The sequence below is a fragment of the Streptacidiphilus sp. PB12-B1b genome (assembly GCF_014084125.1).
Taxonomy (GTDB): Bacteria; Actinomycetota; Actinomycetes; order Streptomycetales; family Streptomycetaceae; genus Streptacidiphilus.
Genome location: NZ_CP048405.1, coordinates 2,630,212 through 2,644,045, shown reverse-complemented (window position 1 = coordinate 2,644,045; position 13,834 = coordinate 2,630,212). Strand labels below are relative to the sequence as shown.

The 13,834-nt window shown below is 72.1% G+C and carries 14 protein-coding genes; 6 read left to right on the top strand and 8 right to left on the bottom strand.

The genetic code is table 11. The features are described from left to right. Nucleotides 1–122: 122 nt before the first annotated feature. Nucleotides 123–809 carry a class I SAM-dependent methyltransferase gene (locus GXW83_RS11960; RefSeq protein ID WP_182443062.1) on the bottom strand — a complete coding sequence of 229 codons (687 nt, stop codon included), beginning with the start codon at nt 807–809 and terminating at the stop codon, nt 123–125. A 210-nt stretch (nt 810–1,019) separates the two neighbouring features. Here GXW83_RS11960 and GXW83_RS11955 point away from each other — a divergent pair, with 210 nt between their 5' ends. Continuing rightward, on the top strand, nt 1,020–1,304 hold the full coding sequence (locus GXW83_RS11955; protein ID WP_182443061.1) for a hypothetical protein: 285 nt from the start codon (nt 1,020–1,022) through the stop codon (nt 1,302–1,304). On the opposite strand, the gene GXW83_RS11950 is transcribed toward GXW83_RS11955, so the two are convergent. After that, nucleotides 1,252–2,019 carry an alpha/beta fold hydrolase gene (locus tag GXW83_RS11950; protein WP_182443060.1) on the bottom strand — a complete coding sequence of 256 codons (768 nt, stop codon included), beginning with the start codon at nt 2,017–2,019 and terminating at the stop codon, nt 1,252–1,254. The two genes, GXW83_RS11955 and GXW83_RS11950, sit on opposite strands and share 53 nt — an antisense overlap. Before the next feature lie 63 nt (nt 2,020–2,082). Next, on the bottom strand, nt 2,083–2,343 hold the full coding sequence (locus GXW83_RS11945; protein ID WP_182447242.1) for a DUF397 domain-containing protein: 261 nt from the start codon (nt 2,341–2,343) through the stop codon (nt 2,083–2,085). Here GXW83_RS11945 and GXW83_RS11940 point away from each other — a divergent pair. Both GXW83_RS11940 and GXW83_RS11935 read left to right on the top strand, forming a co-directional pair. Next, entirely contained in the window at nt 2,320–3,045 is a 726-nt protein-coding gene (locus GXW83_RS11940) for a GntR family transcriptional regulator (protein ID WP_182443059.1), read from the top strand. The genes GXW83_RS11945 and GXW83_RS11940 overlap by 24 nt on opposite strands. A 287-nt stretch (nt 3,046–3,332) precedes the next feature. Next, nucleotides 3,333–4,481 carry a glycosyltransferase gene (locus GXW83_RS11935; protein ID WP_182443058.1) on the top strand — a complete coding sequence of 383 codons (1,149 nt, stop codon included), beginning with the start codon at nt 3,333–3,335 and terminating at the stop codon, nt 4,479–4,481. Between the two features lie 21 nt (nt 4,482–4,502). Here GXW83_RS11935 and GXW83_RS11930 read toward each other — a convergent pair whose 3' ends face one another. From GXW83_RS11930 to GXW83_RS11920, 3 genes are read right to left on the bottom strand one after another with little or no spacing between them, the layout of a single operon-like run. Continuing rightward, complete coding sequence (locus GXW83_RS11930) at nt 4,503–5,288, bottom strand: 3-oxoacyl-ACP reductase (RefSeq protein ID WP_182443057.1); 786 nt, start codon at nt 5,286–5,288, stop codon at nt 4,503–4,505. A 9-nt stretch (nt 5,289–5,297) separates the two neighbouring features. Next, on the bottom strand, nt 5,298–6,674 hold the full coding sequence (locus tag GXW83_RS11925) for an aldehyde dehydrogenase (RefSeq protein WP_182443056.1): 1,377 nt from the start codon (nt 6,672–6,674) through the stop codon (nt 5,298–5,300). Between the two features lie 11 nt (nt 6,675–6,685). Then, the gene (locus tag GXW83_RS11920; RefSeq protein ID WP_182443055.1) at nt 6,686–8,047 is read right to left on the bottom strand and encodes a glutamine synthetase family protein; all 1,362 of its coding nucleotides are present in this window, start codon (nt 8,045–8,047) and stop codon (nt 6,686–6,688) included. Between the two features lie 81 nt (nt 8,048–8,128). Here GXW83_RS11920 and GXW83_RS11915 point away from each other — a divergent pair, with 81 nt between their 5' ends. Both GXW83_RS11915 and GXW83_RS11910 read left to right on the top strand, forming a co-directional pair. Further along, a complete protein-coding gene (locus GXW83_RS11915) occupies nt 8,129–8,869 on the top strand; it encodes a FadR/GntR family transcriptional regulator (RefSeq protein WP_182443054.1) in 741 nt (246 codons plus the stop codon). 77 nt (nt 8,870–8,946) lie between these two features. Next, a complete protein-coding gene (locus GXW83_RS11910) occupies nt 8,947–9,729 on the top strand; it encodes a gamma-glutamyl-gamma-aminobutyrate hydrolase family protein (protein ID WP_182443053.1) in 783 nt (260 codons plus the stop codon). Here the strand turns inward: GXW83_RS11910 and GXW83_RS11905 are convergent. After that, on the bottom strand, nt 9,720–10,616 hold the full coding sequence (locus GXW83_RS11905; RefSeq protein WP_182443052.1) for an oxidoreductase: 897 nt from the start codon (nt 10,614–10,616) through the stop codon (nt 9,720–9,722). The two genes, GXW83_RS11910 and GXW83_RS11905, sit on opposite strands and share 10 nt — an antisense overlap. A gap of 93 nt (nt 10,617–10,709) precedes the next feature. Here GXW83_RS11905 and GXW83_RS11900 point away from each other — a divergent pair, with 93 nt between their 5' ends. Further along, a complete protein-coding gene (locus tag GXW83_RS11900; RefSeq protein ID WP_182443051.1) occupies nt 10,710–11,621 on the top strand; it encodes a 5'-3' exonuclease in 912 nt (303 codons plus the stop codon). Between the two features lie 317 nt (nt 11,622–11,938). Here the strand turns inward: GXW83_RS11900 and GXW83_RS11895 are convergent, their stop codons facing one another. Beyond that, nucleotides 11,939–13,525, bottom strand: a complete 1,587-nt coding sequence (locus GXW83_RS11895) for a glycosyl hydrolase family 18 protein (protein ID WP_182443050.1) — start codon at nt 13,523–13,525, stop codon at nt 11,939–11,941. Between the last annotated feature and the right edge of the window lie 309 nt (nt 13,526–13,834).

The window sequence follows — 13,834 nt, the reverse complement described above, 5'->3', positions numbered from 1 at the left end:
ACCGGCCCGTCCCCCGTCTTCTCGCACCCTGACAACCGGAGCCCAAGCCTACGGATCGCCCTGCGGACGCCTTCACCGGGGTGCCGCCCGTCCAGACCCGGGTCGGGATCACCCGCCGGGGGTCACTCGTAGCTGAACAGCCAGTAGTAGCCGCGCGCGTGCGACACCGGACGGATCACCCAGCCGCAGCGCTCGACGTGCTCGAAGAAGGCCCGCAGCTCGTGATCGTACTCGGGCAGTTCGTCGAAGTAGATGAGGTCGCCCGGCTTGATGTGCTTCTCCAGGGCCTGCAGCACCGTGGCGGTGCTGGAGTACAGCGTGCAGTCGATGTTGACCACGAGCTGGTCGTGCTCGGGGAGTTCGAAATCCCGCAGGGTGTCGGCGAACCAGCCGACCTGGAACGACACCCGGTCGTCGTCGATGGCCGGCGGCCGGCCGACCGCGAAGGTGCCCGGCGGGTAGTCGGGGCGCCACTGCTCGGGCAGCCCCTCGAAGCTGTCGAAGCCGACGAACCGGGCGCCCGGCTGCTTCAGGTGCTCGGCCCACCAGCGCAGCGAGAGCCCCTCCCAGACGCCGAACTCCAGGTAGAGCGGCGTCTTGCCGGTGACCATCGCCACGGCGTCCTGGTAGACGCCGGTCTTCTCCGGGTGCTTGCCGATGACGCCGGTCACCGACGGGTGGTCCGCCAGCCACCGGCCGAGGGCCAGCGCTCCGAGCACGTTGCGTGCGTCGTGGAGCCGCTCCGTCCCCAGCCTGCCCCCCAGGCGTATGAGCGCCTGCCGGGCGTGAGCGCGCAGGTCGAGCTTCATCACCGAATTCCCCCCTCGTAAGGACCCTGCGCACGGTTGTACCACCTCAGTGGCGGTATCACCCGACGCTTCGCCCCCTTTGATATGGAACTGAGCGCAACGCGCGCCCCCCGCGCACGCCCCGGCACCGATTCGTTGATCGGAGTACCCGCCCCCGACCGCCGTTGTCGGTCGCGGAAGCGCGGACGACCGACATTCAGAGGTGGGGACATGCCGGAGAAGGTGGACGTGCACGGCGTGGTGGCGCCCGGATTCGGCCTGGGCTTCGAACGCCCGGCGACCGAGTTCCCGGGCCTGGGCCCCGACGCCTTCGGCCACTGCGGCGCGGCCGGCGCCCTCGGCTTCGCCGACCCGCGCAGCGGTCTGGCCTACGGCTACGTCCGCCGCCGCTTCGCCTGCCCCGGCGGCACCGCCCCGGAGAACGCCCGGCTCGTCCAGGCCCTCATCGACGCGGCACGGTCCGCTCACGCAGAAAGCCGACCAGCAGGTCGGTGATCGCCGACGGCCGCTCCAGGCTCGGGAGATGGCCCGCCCAGGGAAGCTCCACATGGCGGGCGTCGGCGAGCAGCGTCGGCAGCCGGGCCGCGATCTGCCGGAAGTCCGGCAGATCGTGCGCGCCCGACAGGGCCAGGCAGGGGGCGCGTACCGCCGCCGGGTCGTACGCAGCCTCGATCGGCTCGAACCGTGCGGCGGCGGCCAGTTGGACGTCGAAGGCCCGCCGCTGCATCCGGCGTACGGCCTCCCGGACGGCCTGGTCGGCGTCCGGTCCGAGCCAGGTCCCGACCATGAGTTCCACCGCACCGGCGACGTCCCCCGCCTCGATCAGCGCGTCCTCGCGCGCACCGACAGCGGCCAGTTCGGCGGAGGGCTCGTGCCCGGCCAGCGCGGAACAGAGCAGCGCCAGAGCGCTCACCCGCTCCGGTCGGCGCGCCGCGATCTCCAGGGCGACGCCGCCACCGTACGAGGCCCCGACCAGCGCCGCCTGGCCGATGTCGAGAGCGTCCAGGAGTTCCAGCACGTCATCGGCATCGCTGTGCGGCCGGTCCGGGGCCGGGGTGCTGCCGAAGCCCCGGAAGTCACAGCGCAGCACCCGGAACCCGGCGTCGATCAGGGGGGACCACTGGGCGTCCCACATCCGCCGGTCGCACACCCCGGAGTGCAGCAGGACCAGGGTGGGGCCTTCTCCGGCCAGGTCATGAGAGAGCGTCATCCGGCCGACCCTACCCCCGGCATCTCACCCACCGGGGACCACGAATCAGCACGCGCGTGCTGTCTACGACGTGAAGCGTCCACTCTTCACGTCGGCGACGAACGCCGACCACGCCTCAGCTGTGAAGCCGAGGACCGCGCCAGCACCCTGCGCCTTGGTGTCGCGGACAGCAACCACGTCGAGCCCGAGCGGGAAAGTCCCAACCTCGACACACTCGTTCTGGTTCGCACTCGCGCTGGCCTTGTGCCAGCCGTACGCTCCCTGATCGAACCAGTTACCTAGGAAAGTGGAGGCGCACTCGTGGCACTGCCCAAGTACGAGCAGATCGCGCAGAGCCTGCGCGGCAGCATCGTTCGGGGCGAACTCGTCCCCGGCGACACCATTCCGTCCGTCCCGGAACTCTCGCGGACGTGGGAGGTGGCCAAGGCCACGGCCGAGAGGGCCATTGCGGTGCTGCGACAGGAGGGCCTTGTCGACAGCCGCCAAGGGGTCGGCACGGTTGTACGCGAGCGCGTCCTCCTGGCGTACACCGCTGGTGAGCGCTATCAGACCGCCCGGGCCACGGGCAACATCTACACGTCCGGCGAGCACGCCGAAATCCTTGGCGCAGAGCGCGCGGAAGCCTCCGAGGAGGTCGCGGCGGCGCTGGGCGTCGAGCCGGGAACAGCGGTGGTCTGGCGTCAGCGCGTGACTCTGGAAGGCCAGTTGCCCACCGGTACGTCCATCTCCTGGTTTCTCGCGGACCTGGCCACACAGTGCCCGCGCCTGCTGATGCGGGACCGCATCCGCGAGGGCACGACGCGGTATCTGGAGGTGCAGACCGGGCGGCGCCCGTCGTCGGGACGCGACACCTGGACGGCACGTCTTGCCACTCCGGAGGAGTTGACCCTGCTTCAACTTGAAGCTCCAGCAGCCGTTTCGGAAACTCGGCACACCGTGTTCGATGCGGACGGCAACCCCCTGGGCTACGAGGTGGGTGTCATCCCGGCCGGCCGTTGGGCGCGCGTGGAGGAGTACGCCCTCTAGAAGCGAGTTGCAGGGCGTCTGTTCGGTCGACCGAGCAGGCGCCCTTTCTGATGCGCGCTCACAGACCTCACCTTCGTACGGCACATCGAGCAGAACAGCGGGCCCGGGTTCCCCGTGCTGATCTGCCGGGACGACCTGGCCTGTCGGCTGCTGTTCGCGCGCTGCGAGGCCAGGGACACCGGCCGGGAGGACGGGCACACTCCCGACCTGGCCCCCCTCGTGTGAGTGGCTACCCCCGCTCCCGCCTTCGCCGGACGGGCGATCGGGAGCCGCGGTAGCCTCCTCCGATGAGGATCTTGTTCACCTTCATCGGCGGCAGCGGCCACTTCCATCCCCTCGTCCCCATCGCCCGCGCCGCCGAGGCGGCCGGGCACACGGTCGCCGTGGCCGGTGGCGGAAACCTGGTCCCCACGATCGAGGCGGCTGGGTTCACCGCGTTCGCCACGAGCGAGCCGCGGCCCCGACCGCAGGAACCGGACCGCACGCCGCTGGAGCCCGTCGACGCCGAGGGCGACGACCGCGGGCTGCGGGACGGCTTCGCCGGGCGCGGGGCGCGGCGGCACGCCGGGGCGATTCCGGACATCGTCCGCGCATGGCGGCCCGACGTTGTCGTCCGGGACGAGGTCGACTTCGGCACGGCGGTCGCGGCCGAACTGCTGGGCCTGCCGTGCGCGACCGTGCTCGTCCTCGCGGCCGGGACGTTCCTGCGCAAGGATCTGGTCGCCGCTCCGCTGCACCAACTGCGGTCCGGCCTCGGGCTTCCGCCGGATCCGGGGCTCGCCATGCTCGACCGGGACCTGGTCCTGTCGCCCTTCCCGCCGAGCTTCCGCAGCCCCGACGCGCCCTTGCCGTCCACGGCGTTCTCGTTCCGGACGGCGTCCGTGCCGCCACCGGGCGCGGCCTCGCGGCGACCGACCGTCTACTTCACCCTCGGCACCGTCTACACCCACCCCGAACTGCACGCGCGCGTCCTGGCCGGGCTGCGACAGCTGCCTGCGGACGTGGTCATGACCGTGGGCGCGGGCATCGATCCCGCCGAGTTCGGACCGCAGCCGGACCACGTCCGGATCGAGAGGTTCATCCCCCAGGACGAGATCCTGCCGCGCTGCGACCTCGTCGTCTCGCACGGCGGTTCCGGCAGCCTCGCCGGAGCCCTCGCCCATGGCCTGCCGTCGGTCCTGCTTCCGATGGGCGCCGATCAGCCGCACAACGCGAGACGCTGCGTCGCACTCGGCACCGGACGGGTCCTCGATCCGGTCACCGCCTCCCCCGAGGACGTACGCGAGGCGGTGGCGACCGTCCTCGCCGATCACGCCTACCGCCGCGCCGCCGGGCGGCTCCGCGACGAGATCAACGCCCTGCCCGGGGTGGAAACGACCGTCCCCCGCATCGAGCAACTCGGGCAGGGCACAACCCGGTTGGCCCCGGCCGGGTAGCCGGGGCCACAGGCGGTCGGCCTACAGCGGGGTGACGTACGCCCCGCCGATACCGCCGTCCACGAGGAACTCGTTGGCGGTCATGAACGAGGAGTCGTCGCTGGCCAGGAAGGCCACGGCGGCGGCGATCTCCTGCGGCTCGGCGAAGCGGCCGAGGGGGATGTGCACCAGGCGGCGGGCGGCGCGCTTCGGGTCCTTGGCGAACAGCTCCTGCAACAGCGGGGTGTTGACCGGGCCGGGGCACAGCGCGTTCACCCGGATGCCCTCGCGGGCGAACTGCACGCCCAGCTCCCGGGACATCGCCAGCACCCCGCCCTTGGACGCGGTGTAGGAGATCTGCGAGGTGGCCGCGCCCATCACCGCCACGAACGAGGCGGTGTTGATGATCGAGCCCTTGCCCTGCCGCTGCATGTACGGCAGGGCCGCCTTGCAACACAGGTAGACGGAGGTCAGGTTGACCTCCTGGACCCGGCGCCAGGCGTCGATGCCGGTGGTCAGGATGGAGTCGTCGTCGGGCGGCGAGATGCCGGCGTTGTTGAAGGCGATGTCGACGCTGCCGTAGGTGTCGTACGCGGCCTTGAACAGCGCCTCGACCTGGTCGGCGTCGGTGACGTCGACCCGGACGAACAGCCCGCCGACCTCCTCGGCGGCGGCCTTGCCGGCGGTCTCGTCGATGTCGGCGCAGACCACGTTCGCGCCCTCACCGGCGAGGCGGCGCGCGGTGGCCAGGCCGATGCCGCTGCCCGCGCCGGTGATGACGGCGGTGCGGCCGACCAGGCGTCGGCAGACGATCTCGTTGTCGGTCATGGGTGGGCTCTACTCCTCTGTGCTGATGAAGACGTTCTTGGTCTCGGTGAAGTGCGCGAGGGCGTCGGGGCCGAGTTCGCGGCCGAGGCCGGACTCGCCGAAGCCCCCGAAAGGGGTCCAGTAGCGCACGGAGCTGTGGGAGTTGACCGACAGGTTGCCCGCCTCGACGCCCCGGGCCATCCGCAGCGCCCGGCCGAGGTCGCGGGTCCAGATGGAGCCGGAGAGGCCGTAGCGGGTGGCGTTGGCCAGGCGCAGCGCGTCGGCCTCGTCGGTGAAGGGCAGGACGACGGCGATCGGCCCGAAGATCTCCTCGACGGCGGCGGGGCTGCCGGGGTCGTCGGGGGCGAGCAGCGTCGGCGCGCACCAGAAGCCGGGCCCGGCGGGGGCCTTGCCCTGGGCGGCGACGGGTGCGTCCGGGGTGAGGTAGCCGTTGACCCGGGCGAGCTGGCGGGCGGAGATCAGCGGGCCCATCTCGGTGGCGGGGTCGGCCGGGTCGCCCACCCGCACGGCCTCGATCGCGGGCGCGACCAGTGCCAGGAAGTCGTCGTAGACCTCGCGTTGGACCAGGATGCGGGTGCGGGCGCAGCAGTCCTGCCCGGCGTTGTCGAGGAAGGCCATGGGGGCGCTGGCGGCGGCGCGCTCCAGGTCGGCGTCGGCGAAGACGATGTTGGGGCTCTTGCCGCCGAGTTCCAGCGTGACCCGCTTGAGCTGCCCGGCGCAGCGGGCCATGATCTCCTTGCCGACCGGGGTGGAGCCGGTGAAGACCACCTTGCGCACGCCCGGGTGGCCGGTCAGGGCGCGGCCGGTGACCGTGCCGTGGCCGGGGAGCACCTGCAGCAGGTGCTCCGGAAGCCCTGCGGTGAGGGCGAGTTCGGCCAGCCGCAGGGCGGTCAGCGGGGTGGTCTCGGCGGGTTTGAGCAGTACGGCGTTGCCTGCGGCCAGCGCGGGGGCGAAGCCCCATGCGGCGATGGGCATGGGGAAGTTCCAGGGTGCGATCACCGCGACCACGCCGAGCGGCTCGTGGAAGGTGACGTCCAGGCCTCCCGCCACCGGGATCTGATGGCCGATCAGTCGCTCGACCCCGGCGGCGGCGTACTCCAGCAGGTCGCGGACGTTGCCCGCCTCCCAGCGGGCGTTGCCCCGGGTGTGGCCGGCCTCGCGCACCTCCAGCTCGGCGAGTTCGTCGAGGTGGGAGTCGACGGTGTCGGCGAAGCGGCGGAGCAGTCTGGCCCGGTCGGCGGGGGCGAGGGCGGCCCAGCCGCGCTGGGCCTGGGCGGCGCGGGCGACGGCGGCGTCCACCTGTTCCGGCGTGGTGCCGGGGACGGTGGCGACGGCCTCTTCCGTGGCCGGGTTGAGCACGATCAACGGGCTCTGCTCGTCGGTCATCTGACGATTGCTCACATTCGTTCGAAGGAGCGCTTGCGCTCCCAGTCGGTGACGGCGCTGTCGTAGGCGTCCAGTTCCACCTGAGCCATCGTCAGGTAGTGCTGGACGACGTCCTTTCCGAAGGCCGCCTCGGCGATTTCACTGCCGGACCACAGTGCGGCGGCCTCGCGCAGGGTGCCGGGCAGGTGGGCGTAGTCGGCGGTGTAGGCGTTGCCGGTACAGGGCTCGGCGGGCTCCAACTGCCGTTCGATGCCGTGCAGTCCGGCGGCGATCATCGCGGCCACCGCCAGGTACGGGTTGACGTCGCCGCCCGGGGCCCGGTTCTCCATGCGCAGCGAGGGGCCGTGGCCGACCACCCGCAGCGAGCAGGTGCGGTTGTCGCGCCCCCAGGCGACGGCGGTCGGCGCGAAGGAGCCGGGCCGGAAGCGCTTGTAGGAGTTGATGTTGGGCGCGTAGAAGAGGGTGAGCTCGCGCATGGCGGCCAGCTGCCCGGCCAGGAAGTGCCGCATCAGCGGGGACATCTCCCCGTCCGGTCCGGCGCAGACCGGCATCCCGGAGGTGTCGCGCAGCGAGAGGTGGATGTGACAGCTGTTGCCCTCGCGCTCGTTGAACTTGGCCATGAAGGTCAGCGAGACGCCCTGCTGGGCGGCGATCTCCTTGGCCCCGGTCTTGTAGACGCTGTGCTGGTCGCAGGTGGTGAGCGCGTTGTCGTAGCGGAAGGCGATCTCGTGCTGGCCCAGGTTGCACTCGCCCTTGGCGGACTCCACGACCATCCCGGCCGCGCCCATCTCGTTGCGGATGCGGGCCAGCAGCGGCTCGATCCGGGCGGTGGCCAGCAGCGAGTAGTCGGCGTTGTACTGGTTGGCCGGGGTGAGCTCGTGGTAGCCGCGCTTCCAGGCGTCCTCGTAGCTGTCGCGGAAGACGATGAACTCCAGCTCGGTGCCGGCCCAGGCGGTGAGCCCGTGCTCGGCCAGCCGCTCCAGCTGCCGACGCAGGATCTGCCGGGGCGAGGCGGTGACCGGCGCGCCGTCCAGCCAGGCGAGGTCGGCGGTGACCAGGGCGGTTCCGGGCTGCCAGGGGGTGCGCCGGAGCGTGGACAGGTCGGGGACGAGGGCGAAGTCCCCGTAGCCGGTGTCCCAGGAGGCCATGGGGTAGCCGTCGACGGTGTTCAGCTCGACGTCGACGGCGAGCAGGTAGGCGCAGCCCTCACTGCCGTGGGCGAGCACCTCGTCCAGGAAGAAGCCGGCCGCGAACCGCTTGCCCTGCAATCGGCCCTGCATGTCGGTGAAGGCGAGGGCGACGGTGTGGATCTCCCCCGAGACGACGAGGTTGCGTAGGTCGTGAACGCTCAAGGGTGGTTGGCGTTCGCTCACGGTGGCGCCTCCAGGCGTGTGCGGGCAGGTGGGGCTGTCCAAAGGTATGTCCTTGTACCATTGAAGCGGAAGGGGGTGGCCATGACGGACACCGTGGGCCAGGACCCGCTGGCGGGCGCGTTGCGGCCGATCCGGTCGGGCAACGCGTTCGAAGAAACCATTCACCGGCTGCTGCAGCTCATCCACCTCGGACTGGTGTCCGAAGGCGAGCGGCTGCCGTCCGAGCGCGACCTCGCCGAGCGGCTCCAGGTGAGCCGGGTCACCCTGCGCGAGGCCCTGGCGGTGCTCAAGGACACCGGCATGGTCGAGATCCGGCGCGGACGCTACGGCGGGGCCTTCGTCCGCCACGCGCCGGACGCCGCCGCCCCCCGCACCGGCACCGAACTGCGCTGCCGGGCCTCGCAGCTCGGCGACCGACTCGAGGACACCCTGCTCTTCCGCGAGGTGCTGGAGGTCGGCGCGGCCGAGCTGTGCGCGGCCAGGCCCCCGGTCGGCGCCGACGCCCAGCGCCTGCGGGACTGCCTGGCCGGCACCCGCGCCGCCGGGCTCGGCGACTACCGCCGCCACGACACCCGGCTCCACCTCGCCATCGCCGACCTCTGCGGCTCGCCCTCGGTCGCCGCGCAGTACGCCGCCGTCCGCGCCACCGTCAACGAGCTGCTGGACTGCATACCGCTGCTGCCGCCCAACCTGGAGCACTCCGAGCAGCAACACGCCGAGCTGGTGGACGCCATCCTCGGCGGCGACCCCGACCGCGCCCGCAGCACCATGCGGGAGCACCTGGCCGGCAGCGCCGCCCTCCTGCGCGGCTTCCTCAGCTGACCCCGTCGACGCGACGCCCGACGACCCCACCGCCCCGACGACCCGACGACCTCCGACACCTTCGGGAGATCCCTGCCGTGCCCCGTCCACTGATCGGTGTCTCCACCTACTTCGCCGAAGCGAGCTGGAGCGTCTGGCAGCAGCAGTCCGCCGTGCTGCTGCCGGTCCAGTACCCACGGCTGGTGCAGGAGTCCGGCGGCATCGCCGCGCTGCTGCCCCCCGACGACCCGGCCGTCGCGGACGAGGCCGTGGCCCGGCTGGACGCCCTGGTCATCAGCGGCGGCCCGGACGTCGACCCGGCCCGCTACGGCGAGCAGCCCGGCCCGCACACCGACCACCCGCCCACCGCCCGCGACGCCTGGGAGCTGGCCCTGCTGACCGCCGCGCTACGGCGCGGCCTGCCACTGCTGGGCATCTGCCGGGGCATGCAGCTGCTCAACGTGGCCCTCGGCGGCGACCTCACCCAGCACCTGCCCGACCTGGTCGGGCACGACGGCCACTCCCCCAGCTACGGCGCGTACGCGAGCCACCCGGTCACCCCGACCCCGGGCACCCGGCTGGCCGGGGTCCTCGGCGAGGCCGCCCTGGACGTCCCCACCTACCACCACCAGGCGGTGCGCCGGCTCGGCGACGGGCTGGTCCCCTGCGCCCGCGCGCTGGACGGCACCACCGAGGCGGTGGAGCTGCCGGGCGGCTTCGCCCTGGGCGTCCAGTGGCACCCGGAGCAGGGCACGGACCTGCGCCTGACCCGGGCCCTGGTGCAGGCCGCAGGCGCAGGCCCAGGCGCCGCCCGGCCGGAGGCGGCGCAGGCGCAGGCGACGCCGGCACAAGCGCAGGCGACCGCGGCGGTTCACGCGTAGGCGACGCCGGTCAGCTGCTCCGAGACCGTCCAGAGCCGTTCCTGCACCGCCTCGTCGTGCGCGGCCGCGGCCGCCGCCTTCAGCACCGGCCAGCCGCGGATCTCGAACGGCCCGTCCGGGCCGTAGTAGTGGCCGCCCATGGCCCGGGGGTCGGTGGCCGCGCGCAGCGGGCACAGCGCGCCGCGCTCCGGCGGCTGCGAGACGGGCCCGAGCATCATCCGGTTGGCGGCCTGCAGCGGCTTGGGCAGGTAGCGGGTCAGCTCGGTCGCGGAGTAGCCGGGGTGCGCGCCCAGCGCGATGGTCCGGGCGTCCGAACCGGCCAGGCGGCGCTGCAGGGCGTACATGAACATCAGATTGGCCAGCTTGGACTGCGCGTACGCCTCCACCCGGTTGTAGCGGCGCTCGTACTGCAGGTCGGCGAAGTTGATGCCGTGCCGGGCGATCCGGTGCGCCAGGCTGCTGAGCACCACCACCCGCGAGCCGGGGACGTCCCGCAGCAGGTCCAGGAGCAGGCCGGTGAGCGCGAAATGCCCCAAGTGGTTGGTGCCGAGCTGGAGTTCGAAGCCGTCGGCGGTGCGCCGGTGCGGCGGGACCATCACCCCGGCGTTGTTGACCAGCAGGTCGAGCCGGTCGTGCCGGCGGTGGAGTTCCTCGGCCGCCGCCCGGACCGACGCCAGCGAGGCCAGGTCCAGCTCCAGCAGCTCGGTACGGCCGCCGATCCGGTCCGCCGCCTCCCGCGCCCGGACCGGGTTGCGGCAGGCCAGCACGACCGTCGCACCGCGCTGCGCGAGCACCGTGGCGGTCGCCAGGCCCAGACCGCTGTTGGCACCGGTGACCAGGGCGACCCGCCCCGACTGGTCGGGCACATCGGCTGAGGTCCAGGGCATGGGGTTCGTCCTCCCGAAGCGATGGTGTCGCCGGGTGGGTGTCGTACCCGTGCGGCATAGTTGCAGTCTATGACCGCTCCTGCCCCCAGGCTCATGCTTCTGGACTCCGCCAGCCTGTACTACCGCGCGTTCTTCGGCGTCCCCGACTCGATCCGCTCCCCCGACGGGCAGCCGGTCAACGCGGTGCGCGGGCTGCTGGAGTTCATCACCCGACTCGTCCAGGACCACGCCCCCGACCAACTGGTCGCCTGCTGGGACGCCGACTGGCGCCCGCAGTGGCGGGTGGACCTCATCCCGAGCTACAAGACCCACCGGCTCGCCGCCGACTCCCCGACCGAGGGCGCGGAGGACACCCCCGACACCCTGGCCCCGCAGGTGCCGGTGATCGAAGCGGTCCTGGACGCCCTCGGCATCGCCCGCGTCGGCGTCCCCGGCTACGAGGCGGACGACGTCATCGGCACCCTCGCCACCCGCGCCCCCGGCCCGGTCGACGTGGTCACCGGCGACCGGGACCTGTTCCAGCTCGTGGACGACGCGCGCGGGGTGCGGGTGCTCTACCCGCTCAAGGGCGTCGGCTCGCTCCAACTCACCGACGAGGCCCTCCTGGTCGGCAAGTACGGCGTCACCGGCGCCCAGTACGTCGACTTCGCCGTCCTGCGCGGCGACCCCAGCGACGGCCTGCCCGGCGTCGTCGGCATCGGCGAGAAGACCGCCACCAAGCTCATCGCCGAATACGGCGACCTCGCCGCCATCCAGACCGCCGCAGCCGACCCCACGTCCAAGATCACCCCCGCCCAACGCCGACGCCTCGCCGAAGCCACGCCCTACCTCGCCGTCGCCCCCAAGGTCGTCGCCGTGGCCACCGACATCCCCCTCCCCACCTACGACCCCACCCTCCCCCACGAACCCCTCCACCCCGCCGCCCTCGACGACCTCACCGAACGCTGGAACCTCACCACCCCCGTCAAACGCCTCCTCGACACCCTCGCCGACGCCGGAAAGTAAATGGACACAGCCGCGAGGTTGAAAACCACAGGCGCACCCACATCTTCTGCATGGGGACCGGCTCACACTTTGACGACAGTCACACCGGAGCCGCCGAGCATGAGCAGATCTTCAGGGTCCGACGTCAGGACCGTTATTCGGCGAGCGGCAGCCTGCCTGGACGCCGCCGTCCCGGGTGGCGACCCCGGCGACGGCCTGCCCAGCCGCCTACGGCGACCCGAGGCCGGTTTGGGCTCGGGTCGCCGCGCGGGGTGGTTCTGGTCGGTGAGCGGTTCCCGTGCGCAGGGGTGCGCCGGGGGCGGGACGTCAGGGGGGCGTCAACGGCCCTGGAGGGTCTTGACGTTGTCACCGAAGGTCCAGCCCAGTGAGCCGTCCCAGTTGATCGACCAGGTCATGAGCCCCTTCAGCGCGCCGCCGAAGGCGTTCCATGACTGGCTGACCAGGCTCGGTGTCATGTAGCCGCCGCCCGCGCCGGATTGGGCCGGCAGACCAGGCACCTGCTCGTCGTACGGCACCTTGATCGTGGTGCCCTGGATGACCAGGCCGTTGTTCAGGCACGTGGTCTGCGCGGTGAAGCCCTGGACGGTACCGGCCTCGTAGGAGTCGCCGGAGCAGCCGTACATGCTGCCGTTGTAGTACTGCATGTTCAGCCACCACAGCTGCCCGTTGTCGGCGTACTTCTTGATGATCGGCAGGTAGGCGCCCCAGATCGAGCCGTAGGTGACGCTGCCGCCGGTGACGTACGCGGTTTCGGGAGCCATCGTCAGGCCGAAGCCCGCGGGCATCTGGGCCAGCACGCCGTCGATGATGCGCTCCAGGTTGGCCTGGGAGGTCGAGAGCGTGTTGACGTTGCCGCTTCCGGTCAGGCCGGTCTCGATGTCGATGTCGATTCCGTCGAAGTTGTACTCCTTGAGGATGGGGACGAGGGTCGCCACCACCCGGTCGGCGACGGTACTGGAGCTCAGGTCGATGCCGGCGCTGGCGCCGCCGATCGACATCAGGACCGTCTCCCCGGCCGCCTTGGCCTGGCACATCTCAGCGGGGGTCGGGACCTTGACGTTGGTGTCCATGCCGTCCTGCCACTCGACGGTGCCGTCCGAGAGGATCACCGGGAAGGCGGCATTGATGACGTTGTAGCCGTTTGCGGCGATCCGGCTGTCCGTGATGGGGATCCAGCCCAGGCCGGGATGGACGCCGTTGAGGGCGCCGTCCCAGTTCTCCCAGTAGCCCTGCAGGACCTTGCCCGTCGGCTTGGGCTTCGCGGCGCAGGTGGCGCCCGGCGGCGGCGTGGTCGGCGGAGCCGTAGTGGGCGGAGCCGTAGTGGGCGGCGCGGTAGTGGGCGGGGCCGTGGTCGGCGGCGCGGTGGTCGGCGGGGCCGTGGTCGGCGGCGCGGTAGTGGGCGGCGCGGTGGTCGGCGGGGGGCTGCTGCCGGCGGGGCCGGTGAGGGCCACGTCGTCCGCGTAGTAGGCGGGCTGCCCGTACCAGCCGTGCAGGTAGACGGTCACCGAGGTGGTGGTCGACCCGGTGGTGAAGCCGACGCTGAGCTGGCTGTACGACGAGCTGCTGGGCGTCCAGGTGGACGGGGCGCTGGTGAGGCCGGTGCCGGTGGCGCCCAGGTAGATGTAGCTGCCCTGGACGTAGGAGCTCAGCGTGTACTGGGAGTTGGGCTGCACGCTGATGGTCTGGGCGCACTGGGCGTCGTCCTGGCCGGTCGGCGTGGCCTGGAGTGCGGAGGCGCCGGAGTGGACCGGGCTGCCGACGGTGGTGCCGGAGCCGCTGGAGCAGGTCCAGCCAGAAAGTCCGTTCTCGAATCCCGGGTTGGCCACCAGGTTGGTGGTGGCAGCCCCGGCCGTGACCGTACCGGCCACGACGGTGCCGGCGCCGATGACGACGGCGGCGGTCACCCCGGCGAGGGAACGAATCAGGACGGCCGGTCCGGGCGTGTCGCGGCCGGTCCGCTGCACCTGCGACGCCGGGTCCACCGTCGCCCTCTGCGGGCGAGCAGCTCGGAGCGGCTCGCTCCCGGCCCGGTCGCCACCGATGCGGCCGGGATCCGGGCTAGGGCGGAGACCACCCGACAGACGTAAGGTTCTCGACCTCCGACGGAACATGCTGCGCTCCCTTCCCGCCGAGCGTCATGGACATGACCGACGCGTGGGGGCGTGACGCCCGGCTCTGGGTGAGGTGGGGACATGTGGGGGCTGTACCGGACC

What these genes read in the sequence shown, in the direction of transcription:
- GXW83_RS11960 (WP_182443062.1), bottom strand. Translation starts at nt 809, where the DNA reads ATGAAGCTCGACCTGCGCGCTCACGCCCGGCAGGCGCTCATACGCCTG.
- GXW83_RS11955 (WP_182443061.1), top strand. Translation starts at nt 1,020, where the DNA reads ATGCCGGAGAAGGTGGACGTGCACGGCGTGGTGGCGCCCGGATTCGGC.
- GXW83_RS11950 (WP_182443060.1), bottom strand. Translation starts at nt 2,019, where the DNA reads ATGACGCTCTCTCATGACCTGGCCGGAGAAGGCCCCACCCTGGTCCTG.
- GXW83_RS11935 (WP_182443058.1), top strand. Translation starts at nt 3,333, where the DNA reads ATGAGGATCTTGTTCACCTTCATCGGCGGCAGCGGCCACTTCCATCCC.
- GXW83_RS11930 (WP_182443057.1), bottom strand. Translation starts at nt 5,288, where the DNA reads ATGACCGACAACGAGATCGTCTGCCGACGCCTGGTCGGCCGCACCGCC.
- GXW83_RS11925 (WP_182443056.1), bottom strand. Translation starts at nt 6,674, where the DNA reads ATGACCGACGAGCAGAGCCCGTTGATCGTGCTCAACCCGGCCACGGAA.
- GXW83_RS11915 (WP_182443054.1), top strand. Translation starts at nt 8,129, where the DNA reads ATGACGGACACCGTGGGCCAGGACCCGCTGGCGGGCGCGTTGCGGCCG.
- GXW83_RS11905 (WP_182443052.1), bottom strand. Translation starts at nt 10,616, where the DNA reads ATGCCCTGGACCTCAGCCGATGTGCCCGACCAGTCGGGGCGGGTCGCC.
- GXW83_RS11900 (WP_182443051.1), top strand. Translation starts at nt 10,710, where the DNA reads ATGCTTCTGGACTCCGCCAGCCTGTACTACCGCGCGTTCTTCGGCGTC.